Source organism: Butyrivibrio sp. AE3004, from assembly GCF_000703165.1.
GTDB lineage: Bacteria > Bacillota > Clostridia > Lachnospirales > Lachnospiraceae > Butyrivibrio.
Window position 1 is genome coordinate 3,088,445 of sequence record NZ_JNLQ01000002.1, and the last position, 22,927, is coordinate 3,111,371.

The window sequence follows — 22,927 nt, forward strand, 5'->3', positions numbered from 1 at the left end:
ATGTCATTGCTGTGTCATACAATACATCAATTTTATAATTCGCGCTCCGGATAAATACTCATTAGTTTACGAGACTAACGAACTCATTATAATCTCTTATATATTCTTCGGGGTCATAATGTTCACTTGAGAGACAAAGAAGTACTGAGTCCTCACTAAAATCAAACATATCTTTCCATACCATTCTTGGTAAATAAATTCCCGTATGTGGTCTATTGAGAGAGTAAACTGCTTCATTTCCCTTGCCATCACGAACTTTTACCTTACTGGTCCCTGCAACATTGATTAAAACAAACTCGCTTCTCTTATTAGCATGCTGTCCACGAATAACATCTTTATCTGAACCGTAGATATAAAAAATTCTCTTTATCTCGAAAGGAATATCCTCTGCTCCTTCTACAATAACCAAATGTCCTCGCTCATCACCTTTTTGTGAAAATTCCAGCATTTGTGCCATCTGCACAACATTCATAACATTTCTCCTTGTCTGAATAGGTTAAAATTCATTAATGCATTTAATTACATAATCCTGTTCTTCCTTGGTCATACCATTGTAAAGCGGAATCGAAAGAACTGTTTCTGCATATCTTTCTGTTATTGGTAAATCGCCCTTCTTCAGTCCTAAATATGCATAAGCTTCTGAGAGATGTGGCGGAATAGGATAATGAATTATAGTTCCAATCCCCTTATTATCCAAATAATCAATCAGCTCATCTCTATAATCTGATTTAATTACAAACTGATGCCAAATGTGTGTAGAGCCTTCTCTTATCTTGGGAAGAGTGATTTTATCATTATTAAGCTCTGCTAAATATCTTTCGCAAATAAGTCTCTTCTCTTCGGCCAGGTCGTCCAAATGACTTAAGCGAACTCTTAAAAGACCAGCCTGTAATTCATCAAGTCTTGAATTTGCACCAACAACTTTATTGTAATATCTCTTTTCTGATCCATAATTTCTAAATACTCTGGTGTCTTCAGCAATCTTGTCATCATTAGTTACAATAGCACCTGCATCGCCGAATGCTCCCAGATTTTTAGAAGGATAAAATGAAAAACATCCTATATCTCCAAATGTTCCTGTTGTTTTTCCATCATATTTTGCTCCGTGAGACTGTGCACAATCCTCAACAAGTCGTAAATTATGCTTCTTACACGTTTCTACTATGGGAGCCATATTAGAAGCCTGACCATATAAATGAACAACCAGAACAGCTTTTGTCTTATCTGTTATCTTTTCTTCTATTTTTGATGCATCAATATTAAAATACTCATCCGGCTCAACAAATACAGGTGTTGCACCATTCATAGTAATTCCCATTACACTTGCAATATATGTATTGCCCTGAACTATAACTTCATCACCGGCGCCTATTCCGAGTATTCTAAAAGCTATCCAAAGTGCATCCAATCCACTGGCAAGGCCAACACAATGTTTAGCACCGACATAAGCTGCAAATTCCTGTTCAAAACTTTTTACTTCATTTCCAAGGACATACCATCCTGAGCGAAGTACTTCTATCGCTTTATTCTCAAATTCTTCCTGATACTGAAAAAATCCTCTGTCAAGCCTGTTAGGCGTTATTCTTTCCACCCTTATTTACCTCCATACGTCTATTATCAAAATCTCTTTTATTATACTGTAAACTTTCTTCCTTCCGGCAGGGTCACAATAATATATATTTATGGTATTTATTCAAATACATTAACTTTTATTTTTTTTGAAAGACCATTTTTTGCATAAACATATACCAGACCTGTTCCTTCAGCTTTTGCAAATATCTTCCCATTCTTATCCACTTTTATCACTGATGAGTCCGTCGAAGCATACCTGTATTTCGGTACGTTTGAATCCGAAATGTACTTTAGCTCGTTATTATCCTTTTGGGTAACAGCTTCTACTTTAACAGATTCTCCAACAGCAAGTGAAATACTACTATTTCGGACTTTTAGATTTTTAGGATTCGCATACTTACTACTCCTTTTACCTGCAACATATGCTGTAATAGTTTTACCGATAAGTTTGTTTTCCATATCATATGCAGCAACATAAATCTTCATTGTCCTTGTATTATCAAACTTTTCACCATCTATTTTCTTTATTATTGCTGTATTACCATGTGTCGTTTTCACCGGGATATCAACAAATTCTTCACCCAAATATGCAACAAATACTTTATATCGTGCAATTTGTTCAGCTTTTTCCCATTTAACTTTTAGTTTATCTCCCGGTTGAGTTATTTGTAATCCTGAATAAAAACCTTTTAACGAAGCCGCACTAGGCTCTGACTCTGGCTGAGGTAATCTTGGATAAATATCATTATAGTGAATTTGATTAGTCGTTATTCCGGAAATATATGGATTCAATTTAACAACTTCATCAGCCTTCGCAATAGTCCACACTTCTAATGGTACGTTATTTTTTTTGCATTGAGTAATTAATGCATTACTTACTGATGATAGCATTATATCTAGGAACACCTCATTTTCGCCTGTTTGCAAACTATTAGCTTGTTTAATAATTTTTAACTCAGTTCCAGGCAAACAAGCTGTCAAAAGCCCTAATCTTGCTTTGGAATCCAATTTTTTAACACATTCAAGATATTCATAATGAAAAGATATCCATGTTACTCCTGTACAAAGATCTATATGTTTTACCATATCGACTAGTCTTTTTATATGTTTTATATAGTCTTTTCCATTATCTTTAATCTCTATATACGGATGAATTCTATTTCTTTTACAAAATAGTAAGAATTCCTCAAAAGTAGGAATTTTAGTTCCTTTATATTTCTGATTCTTCCAAATGCCAAAATCATATTTAAGAGCCTCCTCATAGGTAATGTCACTAATATATATGTTACCCTTAGAAACGCTCTTACCATTCCGAAGCCTGGCAGTCCTATTGATTGTTTCATCATGCAGCAATACAGGCATATCGTCCTTTGTGAACGATATATCCGCTTCAACATAGTCAAACCCCATTCTCGCCGACAATTCAAACGCAGGAATTGTGTTTTCTGGAGCTATGACGTTATAACCTCTGTGATTAATACTCTTAACATTATTTTGTATGTTTGCAGCAAAAACTGTAGATTGTATATTAATGAAAATGCATAAACTCAAAAAGAAAACGCTAAATATTTTTTTCATAGAGCCCTTTCCTCAGAATAGCATAATATGATCAAACCATCATTTTGCAATAATTCAAACTAATCATTAAACATTTTTGAGTTTTTAATACCTAACAGACTACTTCCTTTTATTATTCTCTTCCTTCAATCCACTGATTATAGCCAATCCCTTCCCAAGGCATTCCTCTATCAAATGTATATCTCCATGGATATACCTGTTCTCCGGTGATAGCATCCTTTATTTTTTCTGTTGGTCCATGATCCTTCGCAGGATTGCCGACAGCTATCGAATCGGCTGCAACATCCTTTGTTACAATTGAGCCGGCTCCTACAAGAGCACCGTTACCAATTGTCTTACCCGGCAAAACCACTGTTCCTGTTGCAACAATTGCAAATTCTTCTATCGTTACTCCCATGAGTGACTCTGAAGGGGGATTAGGATCATTTGTGAGCACAACATAAGGGAAAATCATAGCATATTTCTTAATAACACTTTTCATTCCAATATGCACATTGCTATGCATACTTACATAATCCTGGATTTCACAATTTCCCTGAATGTCAGATAGAGTGCCTATTCTGACATGCTCTCCAATCTTGGAATTTTCTCTTATTGTGACACGGTGGCCTGTTTGAAAGTAAGCACCTATTTTATTATCACCGTAAATAATAGTTTCGCTTCGAATAAGAGAATTCTTGCCAATTTCAAGCTTATGGTTTTTGTTTATTCTATCTTCATAGAAATCTACAAGATATTCTCCAAGAATACATCTTGCACCAATAACTGTATTCTCGCCAATTTCAACATTACTATGAATAATTGTTCCAAAGTCTATATATGTATTATCACCTAAGACTATATTATCCTCAAGAATACATCCTGCTTTTATTGTTACGTTATTTCCTATAGTAACATTTTGACCAAATATTACATTCTCAGCAATATTACTCATTTCAAATTACTTCCCCTGCTAATTATACTATTAACTAAAATTGGTTTTTATTCGTCTTCCGTATTATTGGAATCTTCAATAATATAGGGCGGACGCTTTCTAGATGCGTCAAAGGTTCTCCACAGATATTCTCCCAGAATCCCCATTGATGTCATAGTTATGCCAAAACTAAGCAAATTAAAAATGAACAAAGTTGTAAATCCGCTAACTGAAATATTGCCCACCAGCTTTGAAATAAAAACAACGATTGCCCAAATTATTCCAATGAAGAAAGAAAGAACTCCAACCATTTCCAGTAATCTGATCGGAACCGTTGAAAAGCTGAACAGTGTATCAGAAACAAGTCTTATTTTCTTTTTTAAAGTCCATTTACTTGTTCCGATTTCTCTTGCTCTCCTTGTATAATACACAATACCTGTTTTAAATCCGCTCCAGAGTATCTGTCCTGTTATTGCGCTATTCTTTTCATCCAGGCTTTCCAGTACCTTAATAACCTTTTTATCAAGAAGATAGACATCAAAACCATTTTGTGGCATGTTTGGAAGAGATGTCTTTCTCACCAGCCAGTAGTACAGATTTGCAAAGCCTACCTGGCTCTTACTTTCTTCCCTTGCTTCCCTGCATGCAAGTACCACATTATTTCCACTTTTCCAGCTCTCAACCATGTCAAGCATCAGCTCTGTCGGTTCCTGTAAATCAGCTGCTTTAATTATTGCACAATCGCCTGTTGCATGAGATAAGCCACATAGACACGCTGCGTGAGATCCAAAATTTCTGGAAAGACTAATAATTTTAATATTGTTATCAAGTAATGCAAGTTCCTTCATTACTTCATAGCTTTTGTCTTTTGATCCATCATTTACCATGATAATCTCATATTTATAGTCAATCTTATCTATGAATTTCTCTTTTATATCATTATATAAAGGTTTGAGATTATCCTCATTATAATAAATCGGTATAACTACTGAAACTTTCATTTAAACACACTTTCAGAACTATTATATAAAATCATACGAAGTATCCAAAAACCAAAGATGCATAGTTGAGCATAAGAAGTATTGTAGTAACAGGGAAAAGCCATTTCAGAGACCTTTCAACCACAGCATCTTCCTTCACCATTGGCAACAATTTGGATCCCAGGAAAACAGTAACAAAAATAAAGCACACTATCATAATTGAGCATGTCCTAAATCCCGATACATAAATAGTAGGTGAGAATCCCATTATTACTCTGGAACCAGTTCCTCCTATAAGAAGAACAGAACATATCAGCAATTCCTCAATAGTATCACAGATTAAAATAATATCAAAATAAAGGATTGTAACTATTATAAGCATTACCGTTAATTGTAATACTGCTAATCCTTTTCCCCCATTTGTAGCATTTATATCACCATGAAACGGAACTGCCTCCTTAAGAGATTTCATACTTCCAAAGAGTTTCAGAGCAGAGTTATCCATTACACTATATAAAACGGTAAAAATAACAGGAACTGTTCCCCAAACTCTATATAAAGGCTCTTTATATTTTACTACAATGAGAATGGCAATAATCAGCGTAAACTCTATGAAAAAAATATGCCCATCCATTATAAGCCATTTAAGTGTAGTTGACAGACCAAGCTCAAGCTTATCATCAAGGCCCATCATTAAATAATCCGGAAAGTGATCTCTTATTTCTGCCATTTTCCTTACTGAGTTTCCCGGGCTCAAAAAAACAATCGCGCAATTAGCAAAACACAGAAACAGCTGAAAAAGCACACTTAATATTGGCTTTTTTACTACAACGAAATAAATAAATGCTACCAGGTAACATAAAAGCAATACCATCATCATCTGTTCATCACTAGATGCATATATTAACATGATGGCACTTAATACAAATTCCTTTTTTCTTACTTTCCCTTCCCTATATATTCTAAATATAGGAATCAAGGAAAACATTCCCGCTGCAAGTGGCCCAAAATAACAAGTTGTTGTTGCAATCCAGCCTGCACTACAAATAAGTATAAAGGGAAATGTCATTACAGTAACAATTATGAACTCATTTACCAAAGGATTGTCATTTGGATTAAACAACACTGAAGCAGAATAGAAAAAAACAAACAAGCTTATTGCAAAATATAATCCCCATGCATACTTCCCCATATCAATAAGGACCATCCAGACAAAATTAATTAATACTCTGGATGACCAGGTAAAATATGCATCATAAACATAAACCCATTTTGAATAAATAGTCGATAAATCCGGTCTATGAATATAGACTAAATCATCTCCTCCGAGAGTTATAAATGTCGTCAGCACCCCAAATACCAGACTGACTATAAGAAACAGTACCAGGGATCTCTTTTTTTGAGTATTACACATTTTATTCTCCACTTGTAATCCTCTCTTCTGTATTAATCAGGTATTCTGTCCCATCCACCGTAAGAAGAAATGAAACTTCATAGTCTCCTTCTTCCACATGAATATCCCCGGGACAGGCAACTTTCGTAAAAAATCCGGACCACGTGTGGTCAAAACCATCACCTATTTTTTCATTTACATCTTCTCTTTTACTAACCTCTGTTGGTAGCTCATAAGCTATATCATTGTCATTATGAATAATGGTCTGAATCATTATCGGAGCATTATCCTTACCATATAAAGCCAGCCATCCGCTGATAGTAATAATATATTTATTCTCCTGCTTATTGAAGACAAACTCATTCTTTTCCAATGAATACTCAAAGCTTTGAGGATCTGCAGCAGTATAATCTGATAAATTCCTGCTTTTTATTCTCATCTCCCATAAGCCCGCTACTCTTATTATTATCAAAATGATTGCTATTGATAATCCAAATAGCAAGCATAAAAAATGCTTTTCATGTAACTTTTTCATTCTCTATCCTTTATAAGTTTTATAGGACTTCTCATTTATTTTTCATCAGGTAGTTTTATCCTTCTGGTCTTTATTATATCTTCTGCAGCTTCATCTCCACCATAAAGCTGAATAACCAGGCTTTCTCCACTTTCTGCATGTTGTGACAAATCTATAGAAGTCGTCCATATTCCGTCATTATTTTTCTCTAATTTATACCATTTCAAATCATCCTGCCCATCCTTTTCACTCCAAACAGGAACATAATAAGTCTTGTAGTATGCATTTTCAGGGGGTGCGTAACTTATTTCAGCCATTTTGTTTTTTTCATCCAAATTGATATTGAACGGCGATTTATAATTTATCTCCTGAATCAATATTGTTGTTTTGGCATACCATTTATATAAGTTACTATTAAGAACAAAATAAACATCTATCTGATAATCTGCAGGCTCAAAATCAAAGTCGTCCAATGGCACTTCAGCATAGTATTTCCCATTCTTAAGTTCCATACTGATTTTTGTACTTATATCAGAGTTTGGACATGATAGCTCAGCAACAACATCTTTATATTCCCAATCTAAATAATTATCCACATCCATAGTTATAACTACAGAACCTATAGAATCATCATATTCGGCATTTACTGTATGTGTCTTGACATCTGAAATATAACCATCAAAAAACTGTGTTTTCTGTGCCAGCTTTTCATCCAATTCTTCTTTACCGTATATTTCAACAAGTGTTTTCTCATTTGAAAACAAGTTTGTTCCCAATCCTAATTTATCACCCTCAATGCTGACTCCCATTGCAGCTAAAGTAGTGGGGAAATAATCCATTGTACAGTATTCTCTATGCTCATCGTTTCGCTCTGATACTGATGAATTAATCCATGTAGTAAATACCCGTCTTTCATAATCACCATCAACATCGTCGCAATAGTCAGAATCCATTGTACAATGATCGCCTGAAATAACTATGACTGTATTGTCATAAAATGGCTGATCCTTAATCCACTCAACAAATTCCACCACTTGTCTGCTGGCACATGCAAATGCATTCGAATACTTTATGTCAAATTCGTCATCACACAAATCACATATATAACCATCCTCAGCGTGTGTATCCACTGTTAACATTGTGAAATTAAAGGGATGATCCTGCTGTGATAATTCTGTTAAATGCTTTTTTGCATTTTCATACAGAATACTATCATCATATCCCCACCATTCTCTGGAATAATCATCAGGTATCTCACCTTTTTCTATAGAATAGCCATAATCCATTATTTCGTAATTACCGTGCGTGGAAAAATAAGTACCTCTTTCACCAAATGCTGCATCTGTACCAATACAAAAAACATTCTTGTATCCATTTTTATCCAGTATATCTCCCAAGACTGTTATTCCGGGAATAAATCCGTCCGACAGCGTAAGAGTTTCATTACTTATAACCAACGGTAGTCCTGAAGTCTGAGCAAACAATCCCCCCATGGTGTATGTCGCACCATATAGAGCATATCCTCCGTTCAACTCATTCTTGTTACCTGAAAAAGTTCCATTTTCAAGGCCCAATTCCGTTAATTCAGGTATAACATTTTTTTTCTTTCCCCCACCGAATTCTGTACTTGAGAAAGTTGACTCCATGGACTCAACATAAATATATACTAAATTTTTCTTTTGTTCGGGAAAAACAATATCCACAGAATCCGGAGCTACATAATTTTCATCTATAAATGACGTTACAATAAATTGATTTTTTACATAATCAATAATCCCAATATTGATAAAAAAATGAGAAATAGAACAAATTATTGCAATCACCGAAATAACGGCTGTCCATCTCCTTATCCGATAATAATTCTCTCTTTTATGTAGATATATTATTAATATAGCAGCCAAAACACCTGCAACTATTCCCCAAGGCACACAATATTTAATCGCCCCCTCAATCATAGTTGTATTAGTTCCCTGCTTTGAAGCAGTCATTGTATAAATAAATTCATCCATTTTCAGGTTGCCCCAATTATGGAATACCCACATAACTAATCTAACAGATAATATCGAAAGAACTATAAGTAGCAAAAGCATAGAATTCTTAAATAATTCTTTTGATTTCTCCTTTTTGTCCATAAAATCCTCATTCCAATGTTAACAATCGCCTATCAAAGTCACCGCTTAAAAAAAACCGTAATTTTTTACCCAGAACGCAACTTTTATCATTTTTGAACATGCTTTTTAGATAAAATATTATTATCTCCTAGTTTAACTATTACTAATCCATCATTTACCTTGATACCGCCTTCTTGTGGCCAACATGGCATATCCTTCTGATTTTCATTAGCAATCTCGACCTGCTCTTCACTTGGATATACGAAAATATATCCATATGCCTGCATCGCATCTATTATTCTCTCATTAAAATTTAATGTAGGGTCCGCTTCAAAATATGATACTCCAACAACCTCATATTCTAAAAATGAATCATTTTTTCTATTCTCTTTTGTCCCTGTAAAGCAAATAGCATCCCCCTCTTTTGCTCCCAGACTCAAGGCTTTTTCATAAATCAAAGACATTTTCTCATAATCACGTTCCAGTACACGCACATCCGTCCATAGCAATCTGGTTGAAAGCTGCATTTGAGGCATCACAAAACATATTATACTTGCTAAACATATCCATTCATACAGTATTTTTTTATTTGTTTTTGGAAGTAACTCATATATACCGGTCAGGCATAGCCAGGAAAGGGCTGCTACTCCTAATCCATAGCCAAACAAAGCTCTATCTACATTTTCAGTTGCTGTAGCGATAATTAATGCATACGGACATAATTCAAGGAAAACTACTAATAAAATCATTGTCACACGATATTGCTTTTTTTCCCGAATCCAAATAACAGCTAAAACATCCAAACATAAACATTCTATACCATATATAGCTGTGAATACCTGATTGCCAAACGACTTTTGAACTATACAATCCCATATCACAGATACACTCTTTGCTAATGATTGTTTAGTCCAATTAAGCTGATTACTCGTGTATGAATTTAATGTATTGATACCCAAAATCAAATATGTAATTTTGGTTATCAATAAATAAGAAGCAAAAATAATAATTGTAAATATAAATGCTCTAAAGATATCATTCCAAATCTTCTTAACCGGTATCTCTTTATCTCGGCACTTAATTAAATAATAAAAGAAAAAAAGAAGTGCTCCTTCCATATACATAACAAAAAAGGATTGGTAACATCCACAGGAAAACGTAAGTATAATGTATGCAATTATTGCATCTCTTTTTAATCTGTTCTGAATGTACCTTCCAAAATACGCTACTCCTACAGGTAAAAGCACCATAACTATAGAGCATACCTCTATTTGATTACGGTAAGCAAATTGCAGTGCCCATACAGTGTTTGTCATATATAATCCAAGGAATACTGCAGATGCCAGATTGGATTTTCTTCCACTCCATTCCTCCAATAATATATTCCAAATTATAATTGACATTGGGAAACAAATAAAAAACACGGTTATTGAAAAAAAGGGATTAATACTAGTAACACCAAGTATTTTTTTCAGAAGTACAAATCCCCATCTACCTAGCACCAGCCATTGATCATACCATTTTTTCCCAGTTTCCAATGAATAAAAACCTTCAGCGTCAAAAGATACAATATCTTTAAATGCCCACATTCCAAATACAAAAATTGCGAAGACATATGCAGAAATCACAAATAAAAATCTTTTTTTAATATTCTTATTAATCACACCTATGACATTTTCTCTTTCCACTATTACACTATTCCTTTCACATCTTGTATCCGTAAATGGTACCAGACCAAAATCTTTTTATATAAGAAATATATATGCCACATAAAAGCCCTCCTGTAATACCGATTTCGGAATTTTAAGGAGGGCTTTGATCTTGTTTAAGCATATGCTATAAAACAAAAACAAAGTAAGCTTTTCATATTTTTCTTATATATAAAATCAATAATCACAGCAGATTAGGCACCTGTTTCCAATATTATATCTGTAAGCAGTTCATTATAGCATGGTTTTCCAATTGTTTCTCTACTCAGAACTTTTAATCCAAAATCTTCTGTCAACAATGTAAGATTCTGATTGTAATATGGATCTCCTGCTTTTATTATTTCAGGCCATTTTTTAGCAAAAAGGATTATTTCCTGATGAAACTGCTCAATTCTCTCAGGTCTTTCATCAGATCCTCTGGACTTAGACTCATAATGATAAAATAATGCGTATGGATTATAAACAACTTTTTTGCCAAGACTTCTTACCTTTAGGCAAAAATCAACGTCATTAAACGCCACCGCAAGATCTTCTGAAAATCCATTCACTGCATCATAATCTTCTTTTTTCACCATAAAGCTGGCTGCAGTTACCGCTGAATAATCTCGCAGGAACATTCCATAATTAAAGTATGTCTGATCTGATCCTATTCCCACAAATGTATTTGAGGCAATTCCACACATTCCGACAACTATTCCCGCATGTTGAATAGTATCATCATCATACAACAATCTGGCACCAACAATACCAACATCCCTGCGCTGAACAATGCCTACCATTTCAGTTATAGACTCTTCAGAAATCATTTCTGTGTCATTATTTTGGAACAAATAGTATTCGCCGCTTGCATACCCAACTCCGAAATTATTCAACTTAGAGTAATTAAATCCACCTTTGTAATAAACGATTTTAACGTTACTAAACTCTTTTTGAATATTTTTATAGTATTCCCAAGTCTCATCCTCTGTTGAATTATTTTCCACAACAATGATCTCTATATTCTTGTAACTTCCGTGCAATGCTGATCGAATAATCTTATCCAGATCATTAGTATGATCTTTACTGGGAATTATCACTGATACTAACGGATTATTGTTTTCATAAATCGTATGATAAACATTGTTGCTTACACCATCCTGTATCTCACTTACTTTGATATCCAATCTCTTATAATGTTCAGACAATGCTTTTCTACCGGCTTCAACAGTATATGGCTTTACGTCCTCCACACCACCTGCTGTTGACAGTTCATATACACGCCAATGATATAAAACCTTAGGAACATGATGAATCTTTAATGAAACATATCTGCCTTCATTGGTAAGCTTATTAACTGTATTTATGAAAGCATCCCCATCATCGCCTTTATAATTACCGGCTACTATATCTTTTACCATTGAAGCTTCATTACTTAAAGCCTTCTCACAGCATCTTAATATCAGATCATAGTCCTGCGCACCATCAAATTCTTTTCTCTCATATATCACAGTACCATTATTATTTTCGGAAATCTCTTCCAGTAATGATCTCTTAATTCCCATAAGATGGCATATATAGTTATTACTTTCAAGTAGGGACATACTAAAATCAGGCTTAAAATGTGGATATGAAAACTCTTCCGAAGTCTTATCGACTTTATCTTCATCAGAATATATGAATTCAATCCATGGATTCTCATTTATAGCCTTTGTAAACTCAAATAATGCATTTACGGTAAGTTCATCATCATGATCTGCAAAGACCACATAATCGCCCTTAGCCATACTGATCGCAGCATTGGTATTTAAAGATATTCCATTATTCTTTTCTAATATCTCAAATCTGATTCTGGTATCCTTTTCTGAATATTCCTTTAATACTGTCCTGGGTTCTCCATGCTTCCAGTCAGAGCCTTTTTCATATTCACTTGCATCAGCAATGCATACTTCAAAATTCCCATATGTCTGCATTGTAATTGAATCCAAAAGCCTGCGCAGATACACTTCTTTTGTCCTATAAACCGGAATTACTATTGAATACAATGGTTTATACTCGAAGTGATACTCTCTCTGTTCCTGAAGTTCCTTCTTTTTGGGTTCAACTTCATGATACCAGTTATTATAGTCAGCATATCTATTATCAATCGCAAATGAATAAGATTTCAGAGACAACGACTTAATGTCTTCGCAAATTGTATTGATATCTTCAAATGAAATCTTGGAATCAATATTATTTTCCCTAAGGTACTCCCTTAATTCAGAATCCTTTATGCCATCATATTTTTCAGCCAAATCTCCAGCCTGTATATAATCATCTATGAATTCTTCAATTATTGCAGAATCTCCCGGAAGTTTAGTTTTAATCATCCCAAACTCCTTAGGTAATGATTTACCAAATAGGAGGGAAATCATTTTTCCAAGTGTTCCCTTATAGTTAATCTTAGAAACCAAAGACTTAAGATTTTCATCAGTAATTCCCGGAGCTGCCATCAGCATTTCGTTAATCATTTGCAGGAACTGATTTCTTTCATCTAAAGAAATTTCTCTGCTCTCACTGATAGCAAATGGGGAATTAAATATATATTTGGCACAATAATAATGCATCAGATAATATTCAACCGAATTCTTATCCGAAGATATATCCTTATAGCTGTTTGTCCATGACATCATCATATCCACTTCAGGAATAGCGACTATATCCAAACCATCATAGTTAACAATGCTGACAATTCCATTTGTGAAATAGATCAATTCTTTTTTATCTGTTACAGATCGTATATCTAAATCATCATTGCTTTCAATTACAATTATTCTGCTCTTAAGCCTTTTATCCTTTGCAATTATCTGTGAATAAACAGTTCCGTTTTTATCCCGTTGCTTATGATATATTAGTTTTATCTCTCGCTGAGCATCCAAAAGCTTTACAAGCAAATCCCAAATATCATTACGAATAATACCGGTTCTCATATCGATCAAAACATCTTCAACATCAAAGAAATACTCTTCATATTTTCCCCGGATATCCTCGGAAAGTTCATCTGCATTATAAGAAAAGCATGATGAATAGTACCTTTCATCGCTATCAAAATATACTTTTCTTTCACCAAAATCACTTAATGCGATATGGTATCCATTTTCAATAGATTTACGCGAAATTCCAAGAGGCATTCTTTTACATTCAAGTAATTGTGATGTCAAAGCAAAAAATGTAGTTCCTACATGTATCCAGCCCCGTCCATTTGCCTCAGCTACAATACTTGATGGCACTATAGCTCCAACATTTCTATCCGAATCCAGTAAGTTCATAAATTGCCTGAACATTAACTCATTACCGCAAAGATCATTCATAATATTTCTTTGCATCTGAGTTTGTCCGGAAAAATCAAATTGTAGAATGTACCCAAAACGATCAGTCAATGTACTATATAAATCAGTAAAATACTGCTCCATATTACCTTCAGCAGGGATAATACGAATTTCAACATTACTAATACTTCTTGATTCGTTAAAACTGTTTTTTGCTTTTTCACGAATCTGTAAATCAGATGTTGAAATAATCGCATCCGTTATATACGGAAAGCTGCTTATTCTGCCTTCCAATAGCTCTATATCATTGGCATCATCTGTAATAACATGAAGTACAATATTCCCTAATTTAGGTACCGATGCAGGAATAATGGACTTATAGTTCAGAACATGGCCTATAAGATTCTGACCAACATAACTATCATCAATATTCGGCAGATCATCGGTCTCGATTTTTTTTACAGGTTCTTGAGAAATCTGTTGCATCCAGGGAGAAACAGATTCAAATAGTTCAGATAATTCCTCGCTTACTTCGTTATATTTTATCTGCATCGATGCAATTTTATGTAATAAATTATCTATCATACTATTACCTATCATCAGTTACGCTTTCCGTAAACATAGTCATATACGTCTCGAAGAGGTTTCGTGACTTTCCAGCTCATGGATTCCTTTAATGCTGCATTTGCAACCTTTAATGTATTATTCTCATGTTTAAGCATGGACATCTGATTTTGGAGATTTTTCACCATCAATCTGTTCCTGATATCTGCTGTATTAAGTTTCCTTTCCCAGCACTCATCATTAGTCTTTTCATTTTTTATCAATTCCTGCTTTTCTTCTTCCATAGCAGAAAAAAGATTCTCATATTCCTCGAGCCTCTTTTTTAATTCAATGATTTCATCATTTTCGCCAGCCATTTCTGTTTCTCCTATTTTATCTGACATATATTTTAGCTCTGCAAAAGTATTATTGGTATAATAACAAATCGGTTTACCGGTTAGTTTTTGAATTGCATATGCTGCTTTAACACAAGGCTGCTCGCTTATCAGAACAATCCCATTTTTCTCTTTATCCGGTTTTATTACTTCGCGAATTTCAGATGCATATGCAAGAAGTCTTTCCCACTTTCCATCCAATAATCGTTCAATATAATTATATTGCTGCGGAATTCTAATATTAACCAATTTATATATTGAGGGAATCTGTACACCTATTGTATGCTCAAAGTAATAATGAAGATTACCTACATACCATGTTTTCATAATCTGCTTAATATCATCACTTGTAAAACATCCTGCCAGATTTAGCTGTCCTATATTACAAGGAAGTTTTTCTATTTCCAGCTCAGAATTAGCTTTATCCGTTCCCTCCTTCAGCATATTGTTATCACTAAAAATAACAGCCTTAAAATTATTTTTTAAACAGATTTTAGCGGCCTCCGCAAGCATTCTGCCAAGCTTTGACTCACCACCATTTTCATCTATACTTCTATTAGCCTCATAAATACTATTATGAGTTATTACTGCTTCAAATGAAGCACCTATGTTTTCCTTACTATTTCTTAAAACAAAGCAAGATTCGTCTTCATCAGAAACTAACTTCATTAAGTCGGGAAAATTCTGCAAATATCCAAAAACTCTTCGAATTCTGTCTTCGGATTCCAAAAACATTTTCAAACCGGATACATTTTTAGTAACAAAAAGGTAATCATAACCTGATAATCCACAGTCTTCAAAAGATACAAAAATATCCTTTCCTTCCCCTTTTCTTAAAAGTATCAGATCAAAATTCTTTAAATCACTGAATAACTTCTCAAATTCTTTTGAATCAAATTCACTTTCGTTTATAGAACATAAAAGTGTCGCTCTGACCGGAACATTATGCATATACTCTTTTAATTCATGAAGATTCTCTTTTTTTGAATCAACAAGAAAACAGATTTTCATCCCCATTGCACTTGGCGCAGGGAGTAGTTCCTCCAACAGAACATCCCTGCTTTCAAGGAACTGAGTTAATCCATCCTGCAAGGGGAACAAATTCATTATTTCATCACGCCTAATCCTGACTTCATTATCCGAACAAGTAACTTGAACTCTGTTTCTACGAATCACGTCTATTTGTTCAGATAATCCCTCACTTTTCACCTTAAGATCAAGATATTCCTGATGCATTCTGATACAATCACTTGTTATTTCTGCAAGTTCAAGTTTTAATGAATTCTCTCTTTCCAAATCCGCATCATTATTATTTAAATATTCAAATTCGTCATTCAGTACTTCTGTATCAGTTGAACATAGTTCCTCCAATACTGACGCATTTGGGGAATCAAATTTTATTTTTAATTCATTACAAATACTGTTTATCATTCTCAACATAAATCCTCTTATCAAAAAGCGAAGCGCTCAAATATGAATCATCGTTGTTAATCCGTTTCTTCCATTTTGTTCTTAAGCGCTGTGAACTACGTGAATTCATTGGCTTTCTCTCTCCACTATCCTCAAAAACAGCATATGGAGTAAACAAATTGATTTTTCCTCTTTCTAATAGGTTCATACATCTGTCAATTGCTTCCGAATCATCGTCCATTAGTTCAGGATCTTTTACATAACTGATATAATCATCAACAGACATCATTAAACACCCGGCTCCAAGAGCTGTTACATTCTGCGTATATAATAGTCTGGCCATGTACCCGGGTCTCTTTGGATCATCTCCATGATACATCGTAATAAAACCACTTGGAGCATTAGAATTAATGGCAATGCCGGCTGAACAGATACTATTGTCCTTATTAATAAGTCCGCCAACAGCTCCAACCTGCTCGTTTTGCGTCAGCATAAGCATTTCATCTATCCAATTCTTATATATCGGTCTTACAGATTTCTTTATAACAACAACATATTCATCTGACTTATACTCATTTATATTATTATTAAAATCAATATTTGAATAGCTTGTATTGTCTTTTATATAATCATATATATCTTTGTTTTTAGTAGTATCTGTATCGGAAACCACAATGTGTATTTTGGGATTTCCGGATATTTTATATTTTACCCGGTAAATAGTGTCACGAGCCATAATAGTATTAACACTACATCCATCAAAACCTTTGTTTGTCAAAAATGTTCTGACTGCATTCTCTCCTGCCTTAATGGCATATCTTTTTGCTCCTATTCCCGAAGCAGTAGACCCCTCATGACTTCTCCAGTAATACAAAACCTTTGGAATGTGTTTTATTGTACCAGCCTTATCTGTCATCCTGAGTATCATGTCATAATCCTGACTTCCGTCAAATTCGGGTCTGTACAATTCATCATTCTCCAAAAGTTCTCTCTTAAATGCAGATAAGTGACATATATAATTGTTTGAGAGCAATGTATACAATGCAAAGTCAGGCTTAAAATGTACGGATAGTACATCATTCATATTATTCCCTGAAAATGTAATCTCATCACAATACAAAAAATCGGCATTACTCTTGTTTATTTCCTGTGCATAATAATAAAGAACACTTGGATGAAGATAATCGTCATGATCGAACGGGCATAAATAATCTCCATCAGACATCAAAACACATTCATTAGTATTAACCGAAATTCCACCATTTTTACTCAATCGCTTATATTTTATTCTCTCTCCATATTTGCTATGAAATGCCTTAACTATATGCTCTACATATAAATGCTTTTCATCAGAAGCATCTGCAAGACACAATTCCCAGTTATAATATGTTTGATTTACAACTGATGTAAGCATGTCTTTTAGATATTTTTCCGGAGTATTATATAACGGAACCAATATACTAAACTTAGGCTGCCTTGAAAAACTCTTAATTTTTACTTTCTGTCTGCTTATTTCTTTCTTATTTGGGAAACTGCCTTTACCATGTATTTTATTAAGTTCTCTTATATTAGAAACAGGGAGGTACCCCAAGGTATCTCCCGTTTTTTTCACGAAGGCCCCTGCTATATCCCTAATGGGCTTCGTTATTTTCCAACTAAGCGAATTTTTAAAAAGTGCCATTTGTTCATTGGCGCTATCATACAGTGAATTACAAAGTTGTTTTGTTTCATCAAGCTCTATCTCTAATTCATGTATTCTTTGCTTTAATTCTTCACATTGTAATAATTCTCTGTCATCCATTATATTGCTCTTTCAGAACTTCCCTTTAGCGTGTCATGCTCTTATAATGATCGACTACATCTTCTGTATCCCCAATCATTACAAGTTTTCCTTTTTCTATCCACATAACACGGTCGCACAAATCTCTTATTGTGTCAAAACTATGTGAAACAATTAGTACTGTTGTACCTCCGGACATAAGCTCTTTTATGCGATTTTCACATTTCTCCTGAAACATGAAATCCCCGACAGATAATATTTCATCTGCCAGTAGTATGTCAGGCTTAACACTGGTAGCAACCGCAAAAGCTATACGGGATACCATACCTGAAGAATAATTTTTTAATGGCATATTAAGGAAATCGCCTATTTCTGAAAATTCGACAATGCTCTCATATTTTTCATTCATGAACTCTTCACTATAGCCCATGATTGCGCCATTTAGAAAAATGTTTTCTTTGCCTGTAAGCTGTATATCAAAGCCTGCTCCCAGCTCAATAAGCGGTGCTATCGTCCCATTGGTAATGACCTTACCTTTTGTCGGTTTAAGAACCCCTGCAATCATTTTCAGCATAGTTGATTTGCCACTTCCATTTGTTCCAACAATGCCAAAGACTTCACCTTTTTTTACTGAAAAAGAAACATCATCAACAGCGACAAAATCGTTATAAAAAAGTTTGCGAGATGTAAGCTTAGTGAGATAATCCCTTAAACTGTCAACCTTCTCAGTAGCCATATTAAAATGCATTGATAAATGATCTGCTATTATTGAGTAATCTTCATTCATTTGTTCTACCATAAATCCACCTTACAAACTATTAAATATACAGAATAAACTGGTCTTGCTTTTTGTAGAAGAAATGCAGCCCTAAGAACAGGAATCCAACACCATATGATATGCACATTGTAAACTGTTGCACAGAAGGCGCAACATTATAAAGCATAATATGCCTCATACAATCAACATATTGAAACAGAGGATTCCACCACATAACTTTTTGAATTGCAGGTGACAAAGATGTTACAGGATAAAAAATAGGTGTCAAAAAATTCAAAAGCGGTAGCAAAATTCCATATAAGTACTGAGTATCTCTCATAAATACATCCATAGCTGCAAGTACCAGCCCAACTCCCAATGTAAACATAAACAATGATACAAAATAAAGCGGCAAAAATACCCAATTTATATTCGGATAAACACCAAAGAATATCATAACTGTGATAACCGGTATAAACGAAAGCATAAAATTCAAAAACGAAAAAATCGTTTTACTTATAGGAAAAATATACTTGGGCATATAAATTTTCTTTATCATTTGTCCTGAAGAAACGACAGTCGTCAATGCAATGGATGTTGCTTCATTATAAAAGTTATATACCACCTGTCCCAAAATCAAGTACACAGGGAATTTCTCAATATCGGATTTAAAAATAAACGAAAAAATACTTGATAGAATTATCATCTGCAAAAGTGGATTCAGGATAACCCACACAATTCCCAGATAACTTCGTCTGTATTTTACTGCGAAATCCCGAGTAATTAATTGTTTTAACAAAAACTTATAATCAAAAAATATATGCAGACACTCTGTAGCAGCTGTTTTTTCATTTTTCTTCTCAAAGCTTTTGTTATAAATGCAAAAAGCAATATATAAAACCAATACAGAAGCAAATACCGCTCCGTACCATATGTAGTAATTTGAAAGGGATGATTCGTCTGTTGGTTGCGACATTCTGCCAACAGCAAAATACACTGCACCGGCTAATGCAATAACACTAACGCCTATCAGTAGCATTCTATCCCATATCTTAATTCTATCCATTAGGCCCCCTAATGCTCTAAATACTAATAAATTATTTCTTATCTACCATCTTGTTAAATGCATTTTCTATCTCGTTAACAACATTCTCACCATAATAACGAGACAATGCCTTATTTCTGGCCTTTTGAACCATATCAGCTATATCATATTTTCCATCATGTATTTCTGATATAGTTTTATACCACTGACCCGGTTCACAAACAAATCCATCTACTCCATTCTCAATACTATGAGTATACGCATATGTCGGTGATGCACAGGTAATCGTACCTACAGCTGCAGCCTCAAAAAATTTCAATTCCGACTTACAGTTAGTAAATACACTGTCTACAAGAGGAACTATATTTACATCTACATCGCTTATTAGCCTCTGCAGTTCCACAAAGTTCACCATAGGCAGGAATATAATTCTTCCTTCCTGGATATACTTGTTAAGGTCATCTGAAAATTCCATGTATCCAACTATGTAAAATACAATATCAGCATAATCTGCTAAAAGCTGCTGTATTTCTGAAGATATCATTTCCAGATCATTTTTGTGTGTAGGTGAACCGGAAAAGTATCCAATACTAAAGGTTCCTTTTCTTCTAAAGTTTTTATTGGTAAATAAACTTTCAGAAGCATTTATCTGCTCCGAATTCAAACTATTGTGTATAACAGCATAATCCTTATTCGTGTGTTCCTTAATCATTCCACCCAAATAATCATTAGTAACAATAAAGCCATCTACACAGTCAGCTATTTTTTGAATTCGGCTAACATATGAAAACCAGAAATTGTAAACAACTTCCGAATTCTTAGCATCATAATTGGACTCAACAACATAATCGACAAAGTCTAAATTACATACCAGATCATCTATCTGCATCACAACAGGAATGTTTAATTCTTTTGCTTTCTTAATAAGGTTATCATATGAATAGCTCCATTTGGTTCTGGACATGATCAATAATGAAGCCTTCTTAAGATAATCTTTTACTGTTTCACATTCAAACTCATAAAAATAGAAGGCCCGCCATTCTTTGCTGTTTTGCGAATGTTGATACACGTTATAACATGCATATCTGAATGTAGATGAATCCGGTTTGTCATAAAACATGAGTGCAATCTTATATCCTGCTTTTATGGCAGCACTCATTTCATCAATTCTGTACTGTACCGGAATATTCCAAGGCTCAAAACTGTCATCCGCATATGGGGTTAACAATGCATTAAATCTATTGTCGGGCTGCAAATATTCCGGAGTTTCACCGACAAGCTTACCTTTTGTCAATAGATTTATTATCCCCCTTAGCGGAGATGTTATTTTCCATGACATGGAATGATATACAGCAATTTGATCCTTACGAATTGCATTAACCAGCTCGATCAGCTGAGTGTTTCTTCTTAGAAGTTTCTCATTTTTCACAAGAAGTTCGGATTTTTCTCTCTTAAACTCAAGTCCGTCAGATACAGAAGCTCTTAATTTGTCCTTATAGTATTTTTCTACTTTCTTAATACTTTGAGACTTTTCCACTTCTGCTCTTTTTATAGCCTCAGTTGCCTTCTCTGCTTCAATCTCCGCTGCTTTCTTAACTTCTTCAACCATTTTGGTTGCTTCATTAATTTTTATGACTTCTTCATTTATTTCTTCTTGTAATTTCTTTATTGTCTTATCATCTTCTTTAATAACAGCTTCAAGGTTTTTAATCTGTCCATCAAAATGTTGATTATTTAATCGCAGCTTATGTTCATATTCCTCAACAATTTGTACATTTGTCGCATCTTTCTTAATAAATACCATAGTTTGAGGAGTTAAATTCATATCCGAAGCACTTAAGTCGCGATAAAAGCCTTCTTTTGCAAAACGCTTTGCCCAATATTCCATCTGTTGAACATTATGATGTGAAGGTTCAACAATATCATCCGGAGTTGATGAAAAAATGATTCTATTTCCATGTTCACATAAAAAATGTATAAATGGCTGTGCCTCTTCTTCCCTCAAGTGCTCAGCAACCTCTATAGTTGATACGCAATCAAACGTCTGCGGAAAATTCTCAGGATAACCCTCTAACGGATTCTGGCATGCCATATAGGGCTTAATATCTTCTCTTGCCTGACTAATAGCATAATCTGAAGCATCAAGGCCATAGGCATCAACACCCAGATCACGCAAGCATGCTACTAAATATCCCATAGCACAGCCTACATCTAAAAAGCTCTTGGGATTATATACATCAATTATTTTCTGTGCAACACCTGAAAACTGATTCATCCAAACTTCCGAATCACTATAATCAGCACCGCATCCATCCTTATAATAATCTCTATTATATGAGTCCTGCATCACCTTCTCCAAACTCTATCACATATTAGACTTTTTATAATCTTCAATTCCGCCCCACTTCTGATCCTTATCAGACATAATGAGCTCAACACCTTCCTGATATGGCCATTCAACACCAATCTCAGGGTCCTTCCACAATAATCCGCCCTCATCATCAGGGTGATAAAAATCCGTGCACTTATATGCAAATTCAGCATAGTCTGAAAGCACTAAAAATCCATGCGCAAATCCCTTGGGAATAAAGAACTGCTTCTTATTTTCTGCTGACAATGTAACTCCAAACCACTTTCCGAAAGTCTTGGAATCTTTTCTTAAATCTACAGCCACATCAAAAACTTCACCATTTACAACTCTGACAAGTTTGTCCTGCGGAAAGTTCTTCTGAAAATGAAGACCCCTCAGCACTCCTCTTTTTGATGCAGACTGATTGTCCTGTACAAATTCAACATCTATTCCGATATTCTGAAAGTCTCTCTTTGAGTATGTTTCCATGAAATAGCCTCTGCTATCTCCGAAAACCTGTGGTGTAATGACCTTCAATCCTTCAATTTCACATGTCTCTACCTGTAATTGTCCCATTTTAAACTCCTATATAT

Annotated in this window: 16 protein-coding genes; all 16 read right to left on the minus strand. The window is 34.4% G+C overall.

The window, feature by feature from the left end; genetic code table 11:
- Positions 1-61 precede the first annotated feature (61 nt).
- Positions 62-472 carry a sugar 3,4-ketoisomerase gene (locus BV60_RS0116260; RefSeq protein ID WP_029323425.1) on the minus strand — a complete coding sequence of 137 codons (411 nt, stop codon included), beginning with the start codon at positions 470-472 and terminating at the stop codon, positions 62-64.
- Positions 473-496: 24 nt separating this feature from the next.
- Positions 497-1,591, minus strand: coding sequence for a DegT/DnrJ/EryC1/StrS family aminotransferase (locus BV60_RS0116265; RefSeq protein WP_029323427.1), 1,095 nt, complete (start codon positions 1,589-1,591; stop codon positions 497-499).
- A 98-nt stretch (positions 1,592-1,689) separates the two neighbouring features.
- On the minus strand, positions 1,690-3,150 hold the full coding sequence (locus tag BV60_RS22255) for a glycerophosphodiester phosphodiesterase family protein (protein WP_051656802.1): 1,461 nt from the start codon (positions 3,148-3,150) through the stop codon (positions 1,690-1,692).
- A 112-nt stretch (positions 3,151-3,262) separates the two neighbouring features.
- On the minus strand, positions 3,263-4,084 hold the full coding sequence (locus BV60_RS0116275) for an N-acetyltransferase (protein ID WP_029323430.1): 822 nt from the start codon (positions 4,082-4,084) through the stop codon (positions 3,263-3,265).
- 47 nt (positions 4,085-4,131) lie between these two features.
- Entirely contained in the window at positions 4,132-5,064 is a 933-nt protein-coding gene (locus BV60_RS0116280) for a glycosyltransferase family 2 protein (protein WP_029323431.1), read from the minus strand.
- 31 nt (positions 5,065-5,095) lie between these two features.
- A complete protein-coding gene (locus BV60_RS0116285; RefSeq protein WP_156036138.1) occupies positions 5,096-6,469 on the minus strand; it encodes a hypothetical protein in 1,374 nt (457 codons plus the stop codon).
- A complete protein-coding gene (locus tag BV60_RS0116290) occupies positions 6,459-6,971 on the minus strand; it encodes a hypothetical protein (protein WP_029323435.1) in 513 nt (170 codons plus the stop codon). Before BV60_RS0116290 ends, BV60_RS0116285 begins: the two co-directional genes overlap by 11 nt.
- A 35-nt stretch (positions 6,972-7,006) precedes the next feature.
- Entirely contained in the window at positions 7,007-9,082 is a 2,076-nt protein-coding gene (locus BV60_RS0116295) for a sulfatase-like hydrolase/transferase (protein ID WP_051656803.1), read from the minus strand.
- Positions 9,083-9,168: 86 nt separating this feature from the next.
- Positions 9,169-10,749 (minus strand): glucosyltransferase domain-containing protein, encoded by a 1,581-nt coding sequence (locus BV60_RS0116300; RefSeq protein WP_029323439.1) that lies wholly within the window; start codon positions 10,747-10,749, stop codon positions 9,169-9,171.
- A gap of 215 nt (positions 10,750-10,964) precedes the next feature.
- Complete coding sequence (locus tag BV60_RS22260) at positions 10,965-14,639, minus strand: glycosyltransferase family 2 protein (protein ID WP_197029584.1); 3,675 nt, start codon at positions 14,637-14,639, stop codon at positions 10,965-10,967.
- A gap of 14 nt (positions 14,640-14,653) precedes the next feature.
- The gene (locus BV60_RS0116315; RefSeq protein WP_029323442.1) at positions 14,654-16,432 is read right to left on the minus strand and encodes a hypothetical protein; all 1,779 of its coding nucleotides are present in this window, start codon (positions 16,430-16,432) and stop codon (positions 14,654-14,656) included.
- Entirely contained in the window at positions 16,404-18,203 is a 1,800-nt protein-coding gene (locus BV60_RS0116320) for a glycosyltransferase (protein WP_051656805.1), read from the minus strand. The genes BV60_RS0116315 and BV60_RS0116320 overlap by 29 nt, the downstream gene beginning before the upstream one ends.
- A 25-nt stretch (positions 18,204-18,228) precedes the next feature.
- Entirely contained in the window at positions 18,229-18,981 is a 753-nt protein-coding gene (locus tag BV60_RS0116325; protein WP_242840996.1) for an ABC transporter ATP-binding protein, read from the minus strand.
- 19 nt (positions 18,982-19,000) lie between these two features.
- Complete coding sequence (locus BV60_RS0116330) at positions 19,001-20,005, minus strand: ABC transporter permease (RefSeq protein ID WP_242840997.1); 1,005 nt, start codon at positions 20,003-20,005, stop codon at positions 19,001-19,003.
- A 31-nt stretch (positions 20,006-20,036) separates the two neighbouring features.
- Positions 20,037-22,331 (minus strand): glycosyltransferase, encoded by a 2,295-nt coding sequence (locus BV60_RS22265; protein ID WP_051656806.1) that lies wholly within the window; start codon positions 22,329-22,331, stop codon positions 20,037-20,039.
- An 18-nt stretch (positions 22,332-22,349) separates the two neighbouring features.
- Positions 22,350-22,910, minus strand: a complete 561-nt coding sequence (gene rfbC / locus BV60_RS0116340; protein WP_029323450.1) for a dTDP-4-dehydrorhamnose 3,5-epimerase — start codon at positions 22,908-22,910, stop codon at positions 22,350-22,352.
- Positions 22,911-22,927: the final 17 nt, after the last annotated feature.

Excerpts from the sequence above, each read along its gene's own strand:
- BV60_RS0116260 (WP_029323425.1), bottom strand. The coding sequence starts at position 472 with ATGAATGTTGTGCAGATGGCACAAATGCTGGAATTTTCACAAAAAGGT.
- BV60_RS22255 (WP_051656802.1), bottom strand. The coding sequence starts at position 3,150 with ATGAAAAAAATATTTAGCGTTTTCTTTTTGAGTTTATGCATTTTCATT.
- BV60_RS0116275 (WP_029323430.1), bottom strand. The coding sequence starts at position 4,084 with ATGAGTAATATTGCTGAGAATGTAATATTTGGTCAAAATGTTACTATA.
- BV60_RS0116280 (WP_029323431.1), bottom strand. The coding sequence starts at position 5,064 with ATGAAAGTTTCAGTAGTTATACCGATTTATTATAATGAGGATAATCTC.
- BV60_RS0116290 (WP_029323435.1), bottom strand. The coding sequence starts at position 6,971 with ATGAAAAAGTTACATGAAAAGCATTTTTTATGCTTGCTATTTGGATTA.
- BV60_RS0116295 (WP_051656803.1), bottom strand. The coding sequence starts at position 9,082 with ATGGACAAAAAGGAGAAATCAAAAGAATTATTTAAGAATTCTATGCTT.
- BV60_RS22260 (WP_197029584.1), bottom strand. The coding sequence starts at position 14,639 with ATGATAGATAATTTATTACATAAAATTGCATCGATGCAGATAAAATAT.
- BV60_RS0116315 (WP_029323442.1), bottom strand. The coding sequence starts at position 16,432 with ATGTTGAGAATGATAAACAGTATTTGTAATGAATTAAAAATAAAATTT.
- BV60_RS0116320 (WP_051656805.1), bottom strand. The coding sequence starts at position 18,203 with ATGGATGACAGAGAATTATTACAATGTGAAGAATTAAAGCAAAGAATA.
- BV60_RS0116325 (WP_242840996.1), bottom strand. The coding sequence starts at position 18,981 with ATGGTAGAACAAATGAATGAAGATTACTCAATAATAGCAGATCATTTA.
- BV60_RS0116330 (WP_242840997.1), bottom strand. The coding sequence starts at position 20,005 with ATGGATAGAATTAAGATATGGGATAGAATGCTACTGATAGGCGTTAGT.
- BV60_RS22265 (WP_051656806.1), bottom strand. The coding sequence starts at position 22,331 with ATGCAGGACTCATATAATAGAGATTATTATAAGGATGGATGCGGTGCT.
- rfbC (WP_029323450.1), bottom strand. The coding sequence starts at position 22,910 with ATGGGACAATTACAGGTAGAGACATGTGAAATTGAAGGATTGAAGGTC.